At 50.8% G+C, this 19,487-nt stretch carries 15 protein-coding genes; 9 read left to right on the top strand and 6 right to left on the bottom strand.

The features are described 5' to 3' along the window. Window positions 1-89 precede the first annotated feature (89 nt). Window positions 90-2,078, bottom strand: a complete 1,989-nt coding sequence (locus tag AB7U36_RS02590; protein WP_428158249.1) for an HDOD domain-containing protein — start codon at window positions 2,076-2,078, stop codon at window positions 90-92. A gap of 309 nt (window positions 2,079-2,387) precedes the next feature. On the opposite strand from AB7U36_RS02590, the gene AB7U36_RS02585 reads away from it, so the two are divergent. Next, window positions 2,388-3,167 (top strand): 7TM diverse intracellular signaling domain-containing protein, encoded by a 780-nt coding sequence (locus AB7U36_RS02585; RefSeq protein ID WP_428158248.1) that lies wholly within the window; start codon window positions 2,388-2,390, stop codon window positions 3,165-3,167. Then, complete coding sequence (locus tag AB7U36_RS02580; RefSeq protein WP_428158247.1) at window positions 3,154-4,536, top strand: diguanylate cyclase; 1,383 nt, start codon at window positions 3,154-3,156, stop codon at window positions 4,534-4,536. Before AB7U36_RS02585 ends, AB7U36_RS02580 begins: the two co-directional genes overlap by 14 nt. A 107-nt stretch (window positions 4,537-4,643) precedes the next feature. Here the strand turns inward: AB7U36_RS02580 and AB7U36_RS02575 are convergent, their stop codons facing one another. The 4 genes from AB7U36_RS02575 to AB7U36_RS02560 form a co-directional block, all read right to left on the bottom strand. After that, the gene (locus AB7U36_RS02575) at window positions 4,644-4,793 is read right to left on the bottom strand and encodes a hypothetical protein (RefSeq protein ID WP_428158246.1); all 150 of its coding nucleotides are present in this window, start codon (window positions 4,791-4,793) and stop codon (window positions 4,644-4,646) included. A 158-nt stretch (window positions 4,794-4,951) separates the two neighbouring features. Next, window positions 4,952-6,598, bottom strand: a complete 1,647-nt coding sequence (locus AB7U36_RS02570; RefSeq protein ID WP_428158245.1) for a methyl-accepting chemotaxis protein — start codon at window positions 6,596-6,598, stop codon at window positions 4,952-4,954. Further along, on the bottom strand, window positions 6,595-7,527 hold the full coding sequence (locus AB7U36_RS02565; RefSeq protein WP_428158244.1) for a hydrogenase small subunit: 933 nt from the start codon (window positions 7,525-7,527) through the stop codon (window positions 6,595-6,597). The genes AB7U36_RS02570 and AB7U36_RS02565 overlap by 4 nt, the downstream gene beginning before the upstream one ends. Before the next feature lie 57 nt (window positions 7,528-7,584). Continuing rightward, a complete protein-coding gene (locus tag AB7U36_RS02560) occupies window positions 7,585-9,096 on the bottom strand; it encodes a nickel-dependent hydrogenase large subunit (RefSeq protein WP_428158243.1) in 1,512 nt (503 codons plus the stop codon). Between the two features lie 177 nt (window positions 9,097-9,273). On the opposite strand from AB7U36_RS02560, the gene AB7U36_RS02555 reads away from it, so the two are divergent. The 3 genes from AB7U36_RS02555 to AB7U36_RS02545 all read left to right on the top strand — a co-directional run bounded on the left by AB7U36_RS02555 (window position 9,274) and on the right by AB7U36_RS02545 (window position 12,491). Continuing rightward, window positions 9,274-9,396, top strand: coding sequence for a hypothetical protein (locus AB7U36_RS02555; protein WP_428158242.1), 123 nt, complete (start codon window positions 9,274-9,276; stop codon window positions 9,394-9,396). Between the two features lie 121 nt (window positions 9,397-9,517). Next, window positions 9,518-11,695: an RNA degradosome polyphosphate kinase gene (locus tag AB7U36_RS02550; RefSeq protein ID WP_428158241.1), complete on the top strand. Its 2,178-nt coding sequence runs from the start codon at window positions 9,518-9,520 to the stop codon at window positions 11,693-11,695. A 10-nt stretch (window positions 11,696-11,705) separates the two neighbouring features. After that, window positions 11,706-12,491, top strand: coding sequence for an SMP-30/gluconolactonase/LRE family protein (locus tag AB7U36_RS02545; RefSeq protein WP_428158240.1), 786 nt, complete (start codon window positions 11,706-11,708; stop codon window positions 12,489-12,491). Between the two features lie 81 nt (window positions 12,492-12,572). Here the strand turns inward: AB7U36_RS02545 and AB7U36_RS02540 are convergent, their stop codons facing one another. Then, window positions 12,573-14,129, bottom strand: coding sequence for a sigma-54 interaction domain-containing protein (locus tag AB7U36_RS02540; protein WP_428158239.1), 1,557 nt, complete (start codon window positions 14,127-14,129; stop codon window positions 12,573-12,575). 176 nt (window positions 14,130-14,305) lie between these two features. Here AB7U36_RS02540 and AB7U36_RS02535 point away from each other — a divergent pair, with 176 nt between their 5' ends. The 4 genes from AB7U36_RS02535 to AB7U36_RS02520 all read left to right on the top strand — a co-directional run. Then, window positions 14,306-14,623 carry a hypothetical protein gene (locus AB7U36_RS02535; RefSeq protein WP_428158238.1) on the top strand — a complete coding sequence of 106 codons (318 nt, stop codon included), beginning with the start codon at window positions 14,306-14,308 and terminating at the stop codon, window positions 14,621-14,623. After that, window positions 14,620-15,864: an efflux RND transporter periplasmic adaptor subunit gene (locus AB7U36_RS02530; protein ID WP_428158237.1), complete on the top strand. Its 1,245-nt coding sequence runs from the start codon at window positions 14,620-14,622 to the stop codon at window positions 15,862-15,864. The genes AB7U36_RS02535 and AB7U36_RS02530 overlap by 4 nt, the downstream gene beginning before the upstream one ends. 5 nt (window positions 15,865-15,869) lie before the next feature. Then, window positions 15,870-19,019 carry an efflux RND transporter permease subunit gene (locus AB7U36_RS02525; RefSeq protein ID WP_428158236.1) on the top strand — a complete coding sequence of 1,050 codons (3,150 nt, stop codon included), beginning with the start codon at window positions 15,870-15,872 and terminating at the stop codon, window positions 19,017-19,019. Then, on the top strand, window positions 19,016-19,487 hold a 472-nt coding region (locus tag AB7U36_RS02520), incomplete at its 3' end, for a TolC family protein (RefSeq protein ID WP_428158235.1). The genes AB7U36_RS02525 and AB7U36_RS02520, both read left to right, overlap by 4 nt.

Raw genomic sequence — 19,487 nt, 5'->3', positions numbered from 1 at the left:
TGTTTAGAAGATTTCAGATAATTTTGACTATAGCACAAATACAGTCAAAAACAATGTTCTCAACATGACTCTGATCCACCATCCGGGATTCATCCTGAAACCACCCGATTCCGGCCGGCTTCCTTTGCTCTGTACAGGGCCTTATCCGCCTTTGACACCAGGGCGTCGTGGTTTTTTATATCATTTTCAAACCGGCTGATGCCGATACTCACGGTCAGGCCAAGCCCCGGGAAACGATCAGAAAGCAGATGGCCCAGATGTTCGATCTCCTGTCGAATTCGTTCGGCATACACAACAGCTTTGGCGGGGCCTGTATCATTCAGGACAACGATAAACTCTTCTCCACCGTACCGTCCGACATGATCTGTGGGACGCGACACTTTCATTAAGGTTTTTGCGATCTGCCTGAGGACACTGTCTCCGGCCTGGTGGCCGAACATATCATTAAATCTCTTAAAATGATCCACATCAATCATAGCAACGGAAAAGGGAATATTTTCGCTGACCGCTGTTAGAAAGGATTTTTTCAACAGCTCATCAACGGCCATCCTGTTCAGCAGCCCGGTCAGCCCGTCATGAAGAGAAGCAGATTTTGCTTTTTTATAGGCCGAGGCATTTTCCAGCGCAAGCCCAAGCTCATTGGCCACGATGGCAATGGAAGAAAACAGGCCCGGCTCAATTTTTTTACCGGATACGGCATGATCCATTCCCAAAAGCCCGATCACCTTATCCTGGCTGCAAAAAGGAACCACAAGCATCTGGGAGACCGAAAATCTTTCCAGCACCTCTTTTTCGCCCGGCAGGATGCCGCTGATGACAACCGGTGCTTTATTTCTCAGGCACCGGAGGAAACCGTTATCCGTCTTATCCATGGAGATATAATGCGATGCCAAGTGGTCTGAAAAGCTGTCCTGTTTCAGGCACGCCACGACCTGAAGGCGGCGCAGAGGAGGGACAGCCCTTAATATGTAAACCCGGTCAAAACCAAAATCCTGACAAATGGCTTTCAAGGTCGCTGATAAGATCTCTTTGGGCTCCAGGCTTCGGTGGGGCGCGGTGATGCTTGCCGTCGTAGACCGATTTTTCTCATGGACTTCCTTTTCTCTGGAGAAAAAATAGCCCGAGTTGATGGAACTTAATTTTAAATTGGCCTTGAGCAGGTTAGCCCGGTACTTATCTGGAGAAGGAAATTCAAATTCATAAAACCTGGCTGTATTCTCAATTTCTTTATCCATCTTTTGGATCACAGCTTCAAAATCTATGCGGTCAAGCCGAATATTTTCTTCAACCTCGGGCTGAAGCTTTGGCGGAGAAATTACATCCACAGGGCCCATACCCTGGGTCCAGGCCAGAAAATTAGCCAGACAGACAATACTGATAAACTGCATATCTTCCCTGCAAAGATCCAGACGGCTGAAACGACGGTGATGGTATTGTACGATCAGACAAAGCTTTTCAGGAAATCCCCAGCGATGTCCGTAATAAGCCCCCAGGTCATCGTGCCCGATCCCCATGACATCCCTTTCTGCTTCAATCAGAGGGCCGGTGCAACCCAAGGCATTTTTAAAAAAATCAGCATAATTCACCCGGCCGGACCGGTCCAGAACAATTTTTCCAAAATCATGGAGCAGACCTGCCGTATACGCATCCCCAGGGCTGGGATATCCTATCTCATCTGCAATGGCCTGACTGAGGCTTGCCACGCACAAACAGTGACGCCAGAAAAACGTCCGGTCAAATTGCTTTTTGGGGCCGGGTGTGACCATTTTTTCAAAAAAAATCACGCCAAGGCAAATCTTTTTAATCTCATCAATTCCCAGGAACAGCACAGCCTCTGAAATGGCCGAGACCCTGGACCTTAGACGGAAAAAAGAAGAGTTTACAATAGCCAGCACCTTTGTGCTGATACCCGGATCTGTTTCAACCAGTTTGGCTACATCCCCAATGGAGGCGTTGGGGTCATTGCATACAGTGAGCATTTTAGCCATGACCTGGGCAAACCCCGGCAGTTCCTTGTCATCTCTTTTCAGAACTTTTTTGATATCAGAATCACTGGGGAGACTCAGTGTATTGTCCATGATAAAAACCCCATAGAAAATCAAGAAATTTGGATTCGCCTGACTGCCAGTTGTCTATCTTTATTATCATTTTTCATCTGAACTGTATAGGCCAACCTTTGCCTCCCAGGGAAACGTTCCAAGTATGTTTTTTGCATTGTTAAAACCGGCCCAGGCTATTGTTTTTTTATCTCTTTTATTGTAACCCAAGTAAGTTCTAACTCAATATATGGAAAAGAGGGAAACACCAAAAACTTTGCAATAAAAAAACAGGCATCCTCCCTCTGATGGGTTTTATTTATGCGGCCAGATGTTAAAAATATCTTAAAATTGCAAAAGGCAATAATTCTGGCCGCTGCGGTTTTTATCACAATAAACCTGCCCGGTCTCCGGGTCTGGGCAGGGCCTGAAGCCGGCAAAGGGGTTTTGGATTTAAGAGGCCTGGATTTGCAAAAAACCGGGCCCGTTAAACTTGACGGAGACTGGCAATTCTGCTGGAACAGGCTTCTTGATCCTGATTCCCGGGAATGGTCAGATCCTGACCTGACCGGTTTTTATCCGGTTCCCCGGTTCTGGACAGCCTATCCGGGCCATAACTTTCCGGCTGCGGGATGTGCCACGTACCGGCTTATTGTCAAAATGTCCGGAAAAAATAAGCGTCTGGTGTTACAGACCCCGGAACTGTTTACTGAATACTGTCTGTGGATCAATGGCCGGCTGATCCGTCAGAACGGTATTTTGCCGGGCGCACCGGTCCGGTTCCTCAAACCCGACATTCTGGCCTTTTCCTCTGATACGGGTGATGTGGAAATTGTCCTGCAGATGAGAAACCGGCGCCATGGAAACGCGGGCATTGCCCAAAGTTTTATTCTCGGCACGGAAAACCAGGTGTATCGAAAGTTCATGATCAGCACATCCATGGAAATCATGCTCATTTCCACTTGCCTGTTTGCCGGATTTTACCACACCATCATCTTTCTGTTCCGGCAAAAAGAAAAAGAACTGTTTTATTTCGGTTTGTTCTGTTTCATGGTTGCCCTCAGAACCCTGTTCACGGGCAATACCCTGATTTCCTGGATAATCCCCGACCTGACCTTTGAAATCGCATAAGGATGCGCCCTTTGTCTATGGAGATGAAAACAGGCTCCAGCAGATCTTGTATAATCTCATCGGAAACGGCGTAAAATATACGGAAAAAGGCTATGTCAGGGTCCGGGCCGTCCCGGGTGCAGATACAATGGAGGTCCGGGTTGAGGATTCGGGGATTGGTATTGATCCTTCATTAACAGAACGTATTTTCAACTCCTTTGAACAGGGCGACGGCTCCATTGAACGGGAATACAAAGGAACCGGACTGGGGCTTCCCATCACTAAAAAACTGGTGGAATTACACGGCGGCGTAATCCGGGTTGAATCAGAGCCAGGCAAGGGTTCCTGTTTTATATTTACGCTCCCACAGGTTGCCGCCAATGGAAAAAAGGCAAAAGGGATTAACTTTGATCCAACGCATTTAAGCGGCATTCTGCCTTTTCCCGAAGCCAGCTGCCCCTTACCAAATACCCGCACCGGCAATTGTTCGAAAAAAGTGCTCATCGTGGATGATGAAGCAGTGAACGGCCAGGTTCTGCTCAACTACCTGGGGATAAAAAAACTGGGGGCCGAATTCGTACCAAGCGGGCGTCTGGCCCTGGAAAGCATCAAAACCTGCAGGTTTGACCTTGTACTTCTTGATATCATGATGCCCAGAATGTCCGGGTATGAGGTCTGCCGGAAGTTGAGAGAAAAATATTCCACGTTTGAGCTGCCCATCATATTTCTAACGGCAAAAAATCAACCCGGTGACATTGTCACAGCCTTTGAAGTGGGGGCCAATGATTATATCGTAAAACCGGTGGACAAAACCGAACTGCTGGCCAGAATTGATACCCACCTTTCCCTGAAAGAGGCTGCGGCCAAAGCCATTGAGAACGCACGGCTGGCCAATATTGATCCCTTGACAGGGCTCTACAACCGAAGATATTTCATGAATTTCGGAAACCGGGAATTTGAAACGGCAAAGCGTAAAAAAGGCAGTTTGTCCGTTATCATGATAGACATTGACCATTTTAAAAAAGTCAACGACAGGTATGGCCATGATATCGGAGACAGAGTATTAAAACAGGTGTCATCCGTCATCCGGGAAAATCTTCGGGCAACGGACATCCCGGGACGGTATGGCGGGGACGAATTCATGATCATCCTTCCCGGAACCGACATTAAGGGCGCCATCCCTGTTGCCGACAAAATACGCGCCGTTTTCGAAAAAAACTCCTTTGCTGTAAAAGGCGCCGCCAGTCTGACACTGACCTTGAGCCTGGGGGTGGTCCATTACTCAGACGGCATTGAATCCTTTGGCGAAATGCTCAAAGAGACAGATGAGATGCTGTACAAATCCAAAAAGGACGGGCGGAACCGTATTTCATGTCCCGCTGCTGTTTAATGACACCGCTGTTGCTGTTCACCGAATCCCAGCATTCCTCATTCTCCGGATTAAACCATTGGAGGTTCTGTTCCGTCCCGAAGCTTAACGGGGTCAGACCCCGCTATCTATTCGAGATCCAAATTCAACTGCTTAATTCGCATTTTTATGGCTTCTGCAATAAACTGGCTTCTCCTGCGGGGCCCTGAACATCGGTCGAGTTCTGCGGCAACGGAAGAGGGAAGTGTAATGTTTAACCTGACCATTTCAGTATTCATTTTATTTTCCTTTTGGTTTTTTATGATCTTTATTATGCGCATAAAAAACCACATTGTCAAACACACACAATTTAAGTTGTATTTTTATAGTGAGGGGCGGGTCGGACGTTCCACCCACCAGGTTGACACTTTGCGCATGCGGCCCTGGGCCCCAAAAATTAGATCTTAAATTGATCCACTGATGTTTTCAGGATTTTGGATATCTGGCTGAGCCGGTCTGCACTGGCGTTTATTTCCGAACTTCTGTCGGACATGCCAAGGGCGGCCTGGTGAACATCGTCAATATCACTTGCAATTTTTTGAACTTTTTTTGAACTTTCCGTTACATTACGGGTAACTTCCTGGATTCCCAGGGCCGCCTGGCTGACATTGCCGGCAATTTCACGCGTAGTGCCGGACTGCTTTTCCACACTGGTGGTGATGGTGTCGATCATGGAATTGACACTGTCAATGGCGTTGCTGATTTCTGAAATTTCCGAAATGGCCTGGCGGGTCGAGTCCTGAATGCGGATGACTTTTCCCTGAATTTCATAAGTGGCGTCTGCTGTTTGCTTTGCCAGAATCTTGATTTCATTGGCCACCACGGCAAAGCCTCTGCCGCTTTCCCCGGCGCGCGCTGCTTCAATAGTCGCGTTCAAGGAGAGCAGATTGGTTTGTTCGGAAATATCGTTAATGGTTTCAACCACATCTCCGATCTCCCGGGCACTTTGTTCAAGAGTTTTAATGCTGTCGGCTGCTTTCTGGGTTCTGGAGACGGCGTACTGGCTGTTTTCGCGGGTTTCTTCGGTGTTTTTGGCAATTTTCCCAATCATGGTACTCATCTCTTCAGCCGCAGAAGATACCATTCCAATATTGTTGGAGGATTGTTCGGCCGCTGCGGCCGTTGACCTCATGTTGTCACTCACGTCCACAGCCGCTGCTGCCACGGTATTGGACCTTTCGGCCATTATACCGGCGGCATCTGACATTTTATTTGAAATGTCAAGAAGTTCGGCTGATGAAATATTCTGCTTTTCAGAATTGTTTGCAATATCCCGGATAATTCCCTGCAGTTTTTCAACAAAAGTATTGAACCACCTGGCAAGACTCCCCAGTTCATCCGCAGAAGTGATGCGTAACCTTTTGGTCAGGTCTCCGTCGCCTTCAGCCGCATCCTTCAGTCCGCTGAGAACGCAGAAGATGGGTTTTTTGACCATTTTCTGGATGGCAATAAAAACCATGAAACTCATAATAAAAAGAAGAATGACTGATCCGGCAGTGGTAAAATACTTGAGTTTGGAGATGACCGTATTCAGGGCGCCAAGATCGTATGCCAGGGAGAGGATGCCGCCGATTTCTCCTTTTTTCCAGGTTGGATGGCACCGGATACAGTCTGGGACAACGGACTGGGGGCCGAAAATGACAAGCCGGGTGTCAGATTTCTGTATGATTTGCGTCTTTTCTTCCCGGATGCGGGACAATAATCCGTCCGGAAGGGGTTCTGCCTTGTCCAGGGTGTTCGACGACAGATTGACCGCGCCTTCCCGGTCATAAAGGTTGACTGCCATGACCCCGTTGATTTGCTTCTGGCGAAGGAGCAGTTTTTGAAAATTCTTCATCTGGCCGCGCTCAAGCGACCCTTTCACCCCGTCTTCAAACGCGTTGAACAGGGTGTGAACGGACTGGGTGTAGGTCAGCCGCATCTGGTTTTCCACAAACCGGTTTAAAAGGGCCACGGAAGCAGCAAGACAGATCAGCAATACAATAACCACCGTGAGAATGATTTTATAGGTGATGGAGAGCCGGGCAAACAGATGGGATTTCATGACTTTTCTCCTATAGTTTGGGAAACGGCGGTTTCAGCGTTCCGGTAAAACGGGAATGCTTTTTTTCCTGCAAACATGGGGGAAGCACAGCCGATACAGGGGGCATTGGCATCAATGCACCAGGTCTGTCCACTGTTCCACCACCGGGTGGGGCAGTCTGCAAAAGTGTCCGGACCCAGACAACCGAGTTTAAAAAGGCAGCCCTTATCTCCCATTTTTTCAGCAAAAATTTCCTGCTGAAAGTCATGGTACCGGGGGCACAATTCATGGATCTTCCGGCTGAAAAAAGCAGCCGGCCGGGTATCTTCAAGTTCCGGCAGACCGATTTTCACCAGGTGGACAATGGTTTTCCAGACCCAGTCCGGGTGCACCGGGCATCCTGGAATGGAAATCAGGAGCGGTTTTTTATTTATTGTCTTGTAAAAATCATTCAGGCTGGCAGCACCGGTCAGGTTGCCTTCAGCCGCCGGGATTCCGCCGTAAGAGCTGCAGGTGCCGATGGCAACGGCACCGCTCATGGTTTCGGCGGCAGCACCCAGGTAATCGATAATGTTTTTTTTGCCGATGACGCAGGCTTCGGGCATCCCCAGAGGAATGGCCCCTTCCACAGCCAGAAAATAATCCCCGGCGTTCCCGCTGACATAGGCGTCCAGCAGATCCAGCACCTGTTTTCCGGATGCGGCCGACAGATCCTGATGAAAGACCAGCTTGGAATAACGGGTGATCATGGAGACCGCATCAGGCGCGTCCGCCTGGAGCAGGGAGACGGAGCACCCGGTACAGGATTGGGCCTGGAGATAGATCAGCTTGGGCACGGATCCGGGATCAAGGGTTTTCAGGGCGGCTCTGACCGCTGACGGGAGCCCGGCAATGGGAAGGGAGGCACCGAGGCAGGCAGCCAGTTTTAAAAAGTCTCGTCTGTTTATCATGGGTTTTTCCCTCCGAAGCTACGCGTATAACATGAGCCTGTGGAATTTTGTGTAATATCAGTGAACTGCACAGGCCAGGCAGGGATCAAAAGAATGCACAATCCGGCTGACCTCGATTTGCTGCGCAGGATCTTCAACCCTGGTGCCGATGAGGGCGGACTCCAAAGCGCCGGGTGTGCCCTTGTCATCTCTGGGAGAACAGTTCCATGTAGTCGGCACCACACATTCATAATGGTCGATCTTATGGTTTTTGATCCGGATATAATGAAGCAGAGCCCCCCTTGATGCTTCGGTAAGGCCGAACCCTTCTCCGGCTTCCGGTATTTTTATCTCAGGTATAAACGGCGCTGACGGATTGATTTGTTCGGTCTGGTCCAGAAGGAAATCCGCAATGACCACGGCAGATACAGCGCGGCACAGGTGCCGGCCCAGGACCGAATTAAGTTGTTCCGGCCGAATGTCCGCTATTCCGGCGAACCGATCCAACAGCTGCTTGACGGTTTTATTGCCGCCCTGTAAATAATCCACCAGTATTCTTGCCGTTGGTCCGACTTCCAGCATATGCCCGCCATACCGGGGCGCCTTTACCCAGGAGTAGGCGCCTTTTTTATGGGGGGCCGGTGTCAGGCTGCCCTGGGCGACCTTCCGTCCGGACGGGGAGCTGTATTTGGCAAATTTAACATCTTCAGTAATGGCATCTGATTTTACCGTTTCAACTTTCCCGTCAAGAAGCACGCCGGGGGACAGGAGCCTGGAACTGTCCGGTTCCGGCCCAAAGGGAAGCAGGCCGTAGGACATGAAACCGCCCTTGCTTTGGCCGATATTCCAGTATTCCGGGAATGCACCGGCAACCGCCAGAAGATCGGGCAAATACTTATGATGGATAAAATGCCTAACGTCACGGATCAGTGCCTGATAAGACACTATGGCGTCAATGTCGGGCGGCCGGGTGCAGCCGCCGGGAAAAATTCCCGTGGCATGGGGAAACCTGCCGCCAAAAATGGCAGAGGCCCGGTTGGCTTTTTTCTGGATTTCAAGGGATTCCACATAATGCTTTAAAGCCGTGATATTGATGTCCGTATCCGTTATATAGGTACCGGACAGCCGGGGCAGAAAAGGCGCTGCCGGGTGGGGTTCTTTGCTGCCCAGCGCGTGGTTGACCCAGTCTCTCAAGTGGGACAGGTCAGGGTCTTTGCCGGTATAGCCGGTAACAGCGGTCACATCGATAAAATCAAGGGCCGAGAGCTGATAAAAGTGCAAAAGATAATCGTATAAATGGTTGGCGCCCTGGATAAGGTTGTGAAGAATTCTGCCGTTGGGCGGTGTCTTGAGCCGGTAGGCGGCTTCCTGGGCATAAGAAGAGGCAATGGCATGGGCATACGGACATACGCCGCAGATCCTCTGGGTAATCTGCTGGGAGTCAAGCGGGTCACGTCCCAGAAGGAAAACTTCAAACCCTCTGAACATTTCCCCCATGCTTTTTGCATCAATGATGATATTGTTTTCCACTGTTGTATGAATATTGAGGTGGCCCTCAAGCCGGGTGACAGGCCCTATATCGATTTTCATGCTGTTCCTCTTTGGGTTAGAGCTGTCCGTTTGTGTTTGCCTGGTGTGACGGCAATCAAAAAATTATCCAATTTAAGGTGTCGGGCGGGATATTATCAATAACCGGCGATAATTGTAGTAAGCGTTTTTCGGTTCGTCAACCTAATAAATCCAAAACAGATAGGCGACACAGACAAGTTGCATGTATCTGGCAACTTACTCAAGGCCATCAAATTCGGCAATTTTGAACTGTCCGGCATCGGCCTTGCCGGTGTGCTTGGCGTTCTGCTCAATGTGGTGCTGCCAAGACTTAAAGCATAAAGATTGATTTTCGTTCAGCGCTAACACAATTTTAGTAATTTACTGATATACATACAACACTATTTTGACTCAAAGCATAACTGAAATAACATATGATTGTTAAAGGAGCGCCGGAATACGAATGCAATCGAATACAGATGTAGAGGGAACCCATTTAGAAGAAACCATTGATTTGACCACCACCAATCGCTATATCAACAGGGAACTTTCCTGGCTCCAGTTCAACCGCAGGGTTCTTGAAGAGGCCCTTAACCCCAACCACCCCCTGATGGAGCGTGTTCGTTTTCTGTCCATTTCCGCCTCCAATCTGGACGAATTTTTCATGGTCCGGGTGGCAGGCCTCAAAGCCCAGGTAAACAAAGGCGCAACAAGTGCGAGCCCGGACAATATGACCCCGTCGGAACAGCTTAAGGCCATAGAAGAAGCCGTCATCCAGCTCAACGACATCTCCAGGGACTGCATCAGGGGACTGACCAGTGATCTGGAGGCCGCCAATGTTTTTGTGGTCAAACCCGAACAGCTTAACATGGCGGACCGGGAAAACCTGCTCATAGAATTCCAGACAAAACTGTTCCCCGTGCTCAGCCCCATTGCTGTGGACCCTGTCCATCCTTTTCCCTTTATTCCCAACCTGGGCCATGGCATGATTATGGATCTTATAGATGAAGAGAGCGGGGATGCCATGTTCGCCCTTTTAATCCTTCCTTCCCAGCTCAAACGTTACATAAGGATGCCCGGCAAGTCCATCCGCTTTATCCGTCTGGTATCGGTAATCAGCATGTTCTATGATCACCTGTTCCCCGGATACCGGTTGACAGGATCAGGGGTTTTTCAGTTAATCCGCGATTCAGAACTTGAAATTGATGAAGCAGCTGAAGATCTTGTACGCACCTTCCAATCCGCCTTGAACCGCCGCCGCCGGGGCAATGTAATCCGCCTGCGGGTGGATACCGGCATGCCGGACAATTTAACCACATTTATCACGAATCAATTTGAGATGAACCCAGAAGATGTGTTCAAATCAGATCATGTGGAGCTGTCCGCCATCAAGGAACTGATCTGCGATGACCGCCCGGATCTGGTGTTTAAAAAATACCATGCCAGGTTCCCGGAACGCATCCGGGATTTTGGCGGGGACTGTTTTGAGGCCATTTTAAAAAAGGATATTATTGTTCACCACCCCTATGAAAGCTTTGATGTCGTGGTCCAGTTCATCCGCCAGGCCAGCCAGGACAGCAACGTGGTCTCCATCAAGCAGACGCTTTACCGCACCAGCAAGGATTCTCCCATTGTCCAGGCCCTGGTGGAAGCGGCAGAGGCGGGAATAAATGTTACTGCCATGGTTGAGCTTAAGGCGCGGTTTAATGAAGAGGCCAACATTGAACTGGCTAGAAAGCTGGAACTTGCCGGAGCCCAGGTAGTTTACGGTATCATTGACCTGAAGACCCACGCCAAGCTCTCCCTGGTGGTGCGCAGGGAAGACGGCAAGTTTACATCCTATGCCCACCTTGGCACGGGCAACTATCATCCCATCACAGCCAAAATTTACACAGATCTCTCCTTTTTCACCCATGACCCGAAAATCTGCTCTGAGGTGATGCAGATTTTCAACTATATGACCGGATATGCAAAGCCGGCCAACCTTGAAATCCTGGACATTGCGCCCCTGACCCTGCGCAAACGCATCATTGAAAATATTCAAAGAGAAATCGAATTTGCCGAACAGGGAAAACCTGCCCATATCTGGGCAAAAATGAATTCCCTTGTAGATCCCGAAATCATTGATACCCTTTACCAGGCATCCCAGGCAGGGGTTGGTGTGGACCTTGTCATCCGGGGCATCTGCTGCCTGCGGCCGGGCATCCCCGGCGTCAGCGAAAACATACGGGTAAAATCCATTGTGGGACGGTTTCTGGAACACTCCAGGATTGCCTGCTTTGGCAACGGTCATGAACTGCCTTCCCCCCATGCCAAGGTGTATATATCCTCAGCAGACTGGATGCCCAGAAACCTTGACCGGCGCATTGAAACCCTGGTGCCCATCCTCACCCCCACGGTCCACCGCCAGATTCTGGACCAGATTATGGTGGCCAATTTAAGGGATAATGAACAAAGCTGGACCCTGAATAGTGACGGCACCTACACCCGAACCGTCCCGGGCAAAGAGCCATTTAATGCCCATAACTTCTTTATGACCAACCCCAGCCTGTCGGGCCGGGGGTCGGCCCTGCGTCCGGAATTGCTGAAAACCCGGCAGAAACGGTTCCACAAGGCCGGGAAAAAGGCAAAAAAACCTTGATTTAAAAACAATGGGCGGGGTAACCTATGGTCCTGTCCTGATGTTCAGTTGGCCGTATTATGACCTGATACTTGTTTTTAACTGCTTTATTCTGTATCAGATGGGATCCTTTTGCATTCAGATACACCGGCACCTTTCGATCAATCGGCTTTGGAAAAATCCAGCTTGTTATGTTAACCTTTATCCTGTAGAAAATTATCCAAGTCAGAGTGAAAAGGAAAACGGTTTAACTCCCCCAACGATGCCGCAATGCGATCTGACGGGACGCTCTGGTTCACAGATCCCCCGTGGGGGCTGGAGAGCCCTCCGGAGATTCCCGGTCATTGGGTTTATAAACTTGATCCAGAAAACGGTAGGATTGAAGCTGTCATCAGGGGGCTTGCCATGCCCAACGGTATTGTCTTTTCACCGGATGAAACCCGGCTTTATGTCGCCGATACAGGGGGGAGACAAAAGAAACCCGGATGCCAAAACCCACGATTTGGCGCCTGGCATTCACTGCTTTGAGGTGAACACTGACGGCAGCCTCGGGAAAAAATTTTTTCGGACGAATGAAGGAAGTGATGGGATGGCGGTCGATGTTCAAGGCAATATTTATACGACACCGCTGGAGAATAAGGTACTTGTTATCGATTCGGAAGGGAAAGAAGTTGCAGAGATCGCAGTGCCAGAGCCCCCCGCTAACGTCTGCTTTGGCGGTGATGATTACAGAACACTGTTCATTACCGCCCGCACATCGCTATACAGTGTTCGAGTAAAATATCCCGGCGCGGCAAGGCCTGTGGGTGCCCAGTGAGCTGAGGAATTAGATCGTTGGGCACCACGTTGAGCAGGTGATATGATGAAATAATAGGAGAGACAGCGACGACGATTGGACTCAGCGCAACCCCAGCTTCTTGAGGTGGAAGCGCAGGGTACTGGGATGCATGTCGAGCAGGCGGGCCGCGCCGCGCGGGCCGTCAATCCGGCCGCCGGTCAGTGTCAATACCCGGCTGAGATGGGCTTTTATCGTTTCCCGAAGCGTCAGCACTTCCGTGGACGATGGGCTTTCCCCTTTAAGGAACGATTTGCGGTCCGGATCACATGGGGTGAGATCGGGAATCCGCAACGTTTCCGAGCGATTGGTAATCAAAGCACGTTCAATGATGTTCTGCAGCTCACGGACATTCCCCGGCCAGTCGTAGTCGAGCAGTTTCTGGATCTCTTCCAGGCTGACGCCGGGAGCCGGGCGCAGGTTCATTTCGCCGGCCTTACGTTCGATAAAATAGCGCATCAGCAGCGGGATATCCTGTTTGCGGTCGCGCAGCGGCGGGAGATGAATCGAGAAAACATTGAGCCGGAAGAACAGATCCTGCCGAAACTGTCCGTCGTGAACCCGTTGTGCAAGGTCGCGGTGAGTCGCTGCAATAATACGGACATCGGCCTGAATCGTCCGGTCTCCTCCCACACGCTCGAACTCCTTTTCCTGTAAAACCCGCAGCAGTTTGACCTGTGCCTCAGGGGAAAGTTCCGCGATCTCATCAAGAAAAATTGTACCGCCCGAGGCACGTTCAAATCGTCCCCGCCGGGTGTCAAAAGCCCCTGTAAACGCACCCTTTTCGTGCCCGAACAATTCGTTGTCAAGCAGGGTTTCCGGAATGGCCCCGCATTGAACGCGGATCATCGGCCCGTTGCCCCGGGGAGAATAGAGATGAATAGCGTTGGCAATGACCTCCTTGCCGGTTCCGGTTTCACCCAGCAGCAAGACAGGGCTTAATTGTGGCGCCACTTGCCGTACCTGCTCCATAACCCGTTTCATCCCGAAGTCCGCACCGATTACCTGACTGCCGGATTGATCCCCTATTTCTCTCATCAACGCCCGGTTGTCTTCCCGAAGCAGATTCTTGAGCCGTTCGAGTTCTATAAAACGCCGGGCATTGCTCATGGCGATGGCCAATGGTCTCTCAACGGAACGAATCAGTAAACAATGTTCCTTTGTGAAACGGTCGTTGCCCTTGGCTGTTATCATAAGAATTCCAAAAAAAAATCCATCAATGAGCAACTTGAGAATAAGAACGGAATGATGTGCCAGGTCGGTAAGTAATTTGGAGATGCCCATCAACTGCAGGGCATTTCCCTCAGGCTGTTTAAAAAGGGTCACGATCTCTTCATTCTTTTCTTGATGAATCAGCCATTGGCAGAAATTTTCATCCATCGACAGGGCAACAGTGTCGTTAATGTTTAACGTATTACCTAACGTATCGACTTCCGCAACAATCTGAAACGCGGTTTTTTCCTGATTAAAACAATAAAAGCCCATGGTGTCGATGGGAATAAACTTTTTGAGATAATTGAGCGTGGAAAGTAAGGCATCGTTCGGGGAAAGATTCCCGGTAATCCGGACAGTTACTTCACGGAAAAATTCATCGGAAAGTTTGATTTCTTTAGATTTCATTTCCTTAATATACTGAGGAATACTCAATATATCAAGAGCAAAATCCGTTATAAATTGAGGGTGATGTTTTTTTATTCCTTAAAACGATAATCTTATGATTGGTCCAATTTCTGCAGAGAATATTTCAGAACACTGACTAATGTACTTGATTATAAAAAAGTGAAAGGAGGCGGTTGATGAAATGGATGGAAATGATCAAGGTTTTGCGGCCTCCGAAAAGTAACGTAATCGAAGACGAGGATTTGCTTCCTCGTCTTAAACGTTCTTTAGACGGGTTTATCCAAAATTCATCGCTTTGCGGGTATCTTGTGGTTGAAGATGCCATGTATCAATATGATCTCACTGTCCTGTTGTTCTGGGAAGGGCAAATGCCAATGCAGAGCGTTGAAGGCTGGCAGATAAAAGAATTTTTAGAGACACAGGGAATTGTCGACCACGCGGTCTGGAAAAGCAGACTGCACTGTTTTACAAAATCTGGAGAATCGGAAAAATGAGCGAAACGCAAGAACATTTAGCGGAGTCGGCCCATGCCGCAGAATCGTTGGGCGGGAAGGAAAGAAGTATGCCGGAAAAAAACAAGAATCTGCGCGCCGGAGGCTTTTCCCGGTGGGCTTTTGTAATTGTAGCGGTGCTGATAGTTTTGTGCCTGCATGTTCCATCTAATCAAAAAGTTGCTGTAGCGGCGGCTCCCGCCGCAGCGGCTGGAACTCCGAAGGTCGTAGTGGAGACGGTTGAATCCGGCCCCGCATCCCCGCCCCTTGAATTCATAGGGCATATTGAGGCGATTCAGTCCGTCGATCTTCGTGCTGAAGTCGTCGGTCGGATTGATACTGTGCACTTTGAAGAAGGTGCTATGGTTAAAGTGGGCGATCTGCTTTTCACGATCCGGCAGCCCCCCTACCGGGCCCGGATGAACGCGGCCAAAGCCTCGTTGGCCAAAGCAAAGGCGGATCTGATGCGGGCGGAAAAACTTTTGAGCCGACTGACATCCGCCGACCCGCGCAGCGTGGTTCAGACCGATCTCGACACTGCGGAAAGTGCGGTATTGCAAGGACGGGCCATCGTTCAGCAGGCCCGGGCCGAGCTGGAACTGGCGGAGATTGATCTGGAATATACGGAAATCCGCGCGCCCATCAGCGGCAAGATCGGAAAAGCGCTGTTCACCAAGGGCAATTATGTCGGTCCCGCAACCGGTACGCTGGCGCAGTTGGTGCAAATGAATCCCGTGCGGGTGGTTTATTCCATGTCCGACCGCGAGTATCTTCAACAGCTCAAATCAACACTACGGAATCAATCCGCCCAGGTTGAGCTGGGATTGAAACTTCCTGACGGGACGGCATATTCCGGCAGGGGGGTCCGGGACTTTGTCAACAACAGTATGGATACAGGCACCGGTACGATTGCGCTTTGGGATAAATATATCAATCCGGATGGGATACTTGTTCCCGGTACGTATGTGACAGCAATTATAACAGGGCGGCAGACGGCTACAGCCGCCTTGATTCCCCAGGAGGCCGTGTTGAGCGACGATCAGGGTTATTTCACTTATACTGTCAATAAAGAAAATATAGTGGATAAAAGACGACTGGAACTCGGCGGCACCATTGGCGACCGTTTTTCCGTTCAGGCCGGACTGGAACCTGGTGAAAATGTGGTGGTGAAAGGTATTCAGCGTATTGGACACGCCGGACAGCAGGTTCATGCGGTGGTTGTTTCATCAACTAAGAAGGAGTAAATTACATGCTTGCACGTTTTTTTGTTGAACATCCCCGCTTTGCGCTGGTTGTCTCCCTAGTGATTTCGCTGATAGGTCTGTTTGCACTGCTTTCCCTGCCGGTGGCGCAATACCCGGAAATTGTGCCGCCGGAGGTCAAAGTGGAAGCGACCTATCCCGGAGCGGGTGCGCAGATTCTGGCGGACACGGTGGCCGCGCCTATGGAGGAAGAGATCAATGGTGTGGACGATATGCTCTACATGTCGTCCAAGAGCGATGACACCGGTAATTATGAGCTGACGGTCACCTTTGCCGTGGGAACAGACCGGAACATAGCCCAGGTCAATGTTCAGAACCGGATTCAGCAGGCCCAGGGCAAGCTGCCCGACGAGGTCATCCGGGAGGGAATTGCCGTAAGTTCGACCGGTTCTTCCCTGCTGGGACTGATTGAATTTACTTCCCCTAAGGGTACGCTGGATGATGTGGATATCGGCAATTTTCTGGATGCTTATGTTAAAAACCCGTTGAAACGAATTAACGGAATCGGCACGGCTGAGATAATGTCCCCGCAATACAGTATGCGGGTCTGGATGGATTCGGACCGGCTCACCGCCATGAACATCAGTCCGGATGACGTCGCCGCGGCAATTCAGGCGCAGAACATCCAGCCGGCCATTGGCTCCATCGGCGGAGCGCCTTCTGAAGGAAACATCAAGCTGACCTACACCCTGCAGGCCAAAGGCCGGTTGAATAAACCGGAAGACTTTGAGAACATCGTTGTACGAACCAACGCACAGGGAGGCCTGGTGCGGCTGCGGGATGTCGGGCGGGTCGAAATCGGCAGGGATTTTGCCGTTCTGGAAGGATGGCATAATGGCGATGACCGAGCGGTTCTGATCCGGCTTGCACAGACGCCGGGAACCAATGCCATCGAGGCCATGGATGCCGTCCGTGCCGAGCTCAAGCGCTTGGAACGCTTTTATCCCGATGATATGGAAGGTGTTGTCCGGCTTGATACCACGAGGTTTGTCCGGGCCACGATTCATGAAGTAATTATAACACTTATCACAACATTTGTTCTGGTGGTGCTGGTCTGCTACATATTTCTGCAGAGCTGGCGTGCCACGCTGGTGCCGACGCTGGCCATTCCGGTCTCCCTGCTGGGCGCGTTCATTGTGGTCGCTGCAATGGGATACACATTAAATCTTATGACACTGTTTGCGCTGATTCTGGTAACCGGTACAGTGGTGGATAACGCGATCGTCGTCGTCGAGCGGGTGATTTTTCTGATGCAGGAAGAGGCCCTTGACCGCAAAAGCGCCACTATCAAGGCAATGAAACAGGTCGGCGGCGCGGTCATTGCCGGAACCTTTGTTCTGATGGCCATATTCGTTCCCGTGGCGCTGGTTCCCGGTATGACCGGTCTGATTTACCGCCAGTTTGCGGTCACGATTTCAGCAGCCATCGCATTTTCCCTTCTGGTGGCGTTCACGTTGAGCCCTGCAATTTGCGCCATGATCATGAAGGTTCCGGAGGTTCCGCGGCGCGGGCCCCTGGCCTGGTTCAACTGGGGGCTGGACCGCAGCCGTTCCGGTTATCTTTCGATCACATCGATGCTGGCCCGGCGTATGGGGTTGACAGCGTTGCTTCTGCTGCTGGTTTGTATTGCCGCGGAACAACTTGGCACCCATCTGCCGGGAGCTTTTATTCCCAATGAAGATCAGGGCTATATTTATATGGATGTGCGCCTGCCGGAAGGCGCCCCGATACTTCGTACCCGGGATGTTGTGCGTGATTTTTCCAGGACTATCTCCAAAATGCCAGGTGTGGAAGCTGTCGGTTCGGCCTGTGGATACAGTATGATAGGCGGCCGCAGCGAAAACAGTGCGTTTATTGCCGTGGTGTTTATCCCCTGGGATCAGCGTAAAGACCCGGATCAGCACCTGGATGCAATCGTCAACAAGATTCGAAATCTTGCTGCCACGATCCCTGATGCCGCCATTGATGTGTTTCCGCCCCCGGCCATTGTCGGACTGGGCACGGCAGGAGGGCAGGATTTCCGCCTGCAGGCCATGACGGACACTGATCCCCAGAAACTGCAGCGTGCACTGCAGCAGGTGCTGCCGGAATTCAACCGGTCGGACATGATCCAGAGCGCCTTCAGTACCTATACTGCGGACACTCCCCACCTTTTTCTGGATGTGGATAGAGAAAAAGCATTGCTGATGGATGTTCCAGTGGCCAATATATTCAGCGCCCTGCAGATTTATTTCGGCAAGGCCTATATCAACGACATCAATATCGGCAGCCAGGTGAAACAGGTGTTGATCCGTGCCGACAATGAATTCCGCGCCGAGGTAAATGACATAAAAAAACTGTACGTCAAAAGCAATTCCGGCAAAATGGTTTCCATGGCCGCTCTGGTCACGATCCGTCCGACACTCAAGCCCAGAACGGTAAACCGCTACAACCTTTTCCCCAGTGCGGACGTCACTGCCCAAGGGGCGCCGGGAATCAGTTCCGGACAGGTGATGGAGGCAATGGAGCAAATATCTGACGGGACTTTGCCGGACGGTTATGCCTATGAGTGGTCCAGTATGAGTTTTCAGGAAAAACAGACGGGAAACCAGATTATCTATCTTATGGCGGCTGCGCTGCTGTTTGCCTATCTGTTTCTGGTTGCCCAGTATGAAAGCTGGATGATTCCGCTGCCGGTAATTTTATCTCTGTCTGTTGCTGCGCTTGGTTCGATGGTGGGTCTGGCTGTCCGCGGCCTGCCGCTGAGTATCTATGCCCAGCTCGGCCTGCTCATCGTGGTGGGGCTTGCCAGTAAGAACGCGATTCTGATCGTTGAATTTGCCAAAGAAGAGCGGGAGTCCGGGAAAGGGATTCTGGAGTCTGCCATTGTCGGAGGCCGAGAGCGCTTCCGCGCTGTGCTGATGACCGCCTTTACCTGTATTTTGGGGATATTTCCCATGATGCTGGCTTCCTCCAGCGCCGGAGCCAAAAGCCGTGTCGCGGTGGGAACCACCGTCTGTGTCGGCATGTTCATTGCCACGGTTTTCGGAATCATTATGATTCCGGCTCTGTATGTTTTATTTCAGACAATGCGGGAAAAAATCAAGACCCGTTTAAATCCCATGAAACATCGACCTTCCGAAGGAACAACTAAATGAGAAAACGTATTTTGGGGGTGGGGGTGTTGTTGCTCCTGCTCACGCTGAACGGATGCCTGACCGTCGGCCCGGACTACCATGCGCCGAAACTGCCGGAGACCGGCGTACGGTCAACAAGGGAATTATATACGGCAGGGGTCGAGCGCTGGTGGACCACGCTGAAGGATCCGGAACTTACGGTGCTGGTGGAAGAGACCCTGCAAAACAACTTTGATCTGAAATCGGCAGTGGCTGCCGTACGCGCGGCCCGCGCCCGGCTGGGTATTGAAAGAGCGGCTCTCGGCCCGCAGCTGGATGCGTCCGGTAATTATACGCGCAACAAAAGCAGTGACGACGTAAACCGGACCGGGGAATATGATCTGTATCATACGGGATTTGATGCCTCCTGGGAAATTGACCTGTTCGGCGGCACCCGCCGGTCCGTTGAGGCTGCGGTTGCCAGTCTGGAAGCCCAGGACGCCAACCGTG

The organism is Desulfobacter sp. (assembly GCF_050177295.1).
This window is presented reverse-complemented; position numbering and strand designations above follow the sequence as displayed.

Excerpts from the sequence above, each read along its gene's own strand:
- AB7U36_RS02590 (WP_428158249.1), bottom strand. The coding sequence starts at position 2,078 with ATGGACAATACACTGAGTCTCCCCAGTGATTCTGATATCAAAAAAGTT.
- AB7U36_RS02575 (WP_428158246.1), bottom strand. The coding sequence starts at position 4,793 with ATGAATACTGAAATGGTCAGGTTAAACATTACACTTCCCTCTTCCGTT.
- AB7U36_RS02570 (WP_428158245.1), bottom strand. The coding sequence starts at position 6,598 with ATGAAATCCCATCTGTTTGCCCGGCTCTCCATCACCTATAAAATCATT.
- AB7U36_RS02565 (WP_428158244.1), bottom strand. The coding sequence starts at position 7,527 with ATGATAAACAGACGAGACTTTTTAAAACTGGCTGCCTGCCTCGGTGCC.
- AB7U36_RS02560 (WP_428158243.1), bottom strand. The coding sequence starts at position 9,096 with ATGAAAATCGATATAGGGCCTGTCACCCGGCTTGAGGGCCACCTCAAT.
- AB7U36_RS02550 (WP_428158241.1), top strand. The coding sequence starts at position 9,518 with ATGCAATCGAATACAGATGTAGAGGGAACCCATTTAGAAGAAACCATT.
- AB7U36_RS02545 (WP_428158240.1), top strand. The coding sequence starts at position 11,706 with ATGGGCGGGGTAACCTATGGTCCTGTCCTGATGTTCAGTTGGCCGTAT.
- AB7U36_RS02540 (WP_428158239.1), bottom strand. The coding sequence starts at position 14,129 with ATGAAATCTAAAGAAATCAAACTTTCCGATGAATTTTTCCGTGAAGTA.
- AB7U36_RS02535 (WP_428158238.1), top strand. The coding sequence starts at position 14,306 with ATGAAATGGATGGAAATGATCAAGGTTTTGCGGCCTCCGAAAAGTAAC.
- AB7U36_RS02530 (WP_428158237.1), top strand. The coding sequence starts at position 14,620 with ATGAGCGAAACGCAAGAACATTTAGCGGAGTCGGCCCATGCCGCAGAA.
- AB7U36_RS02525 (WP_428158236.1), top strand. The coding sequence starts at position 15,870 with ATGCTTGCACGTTTTTTTGTTGAACATCCCCGCTTTGCGCTGGTTGTC.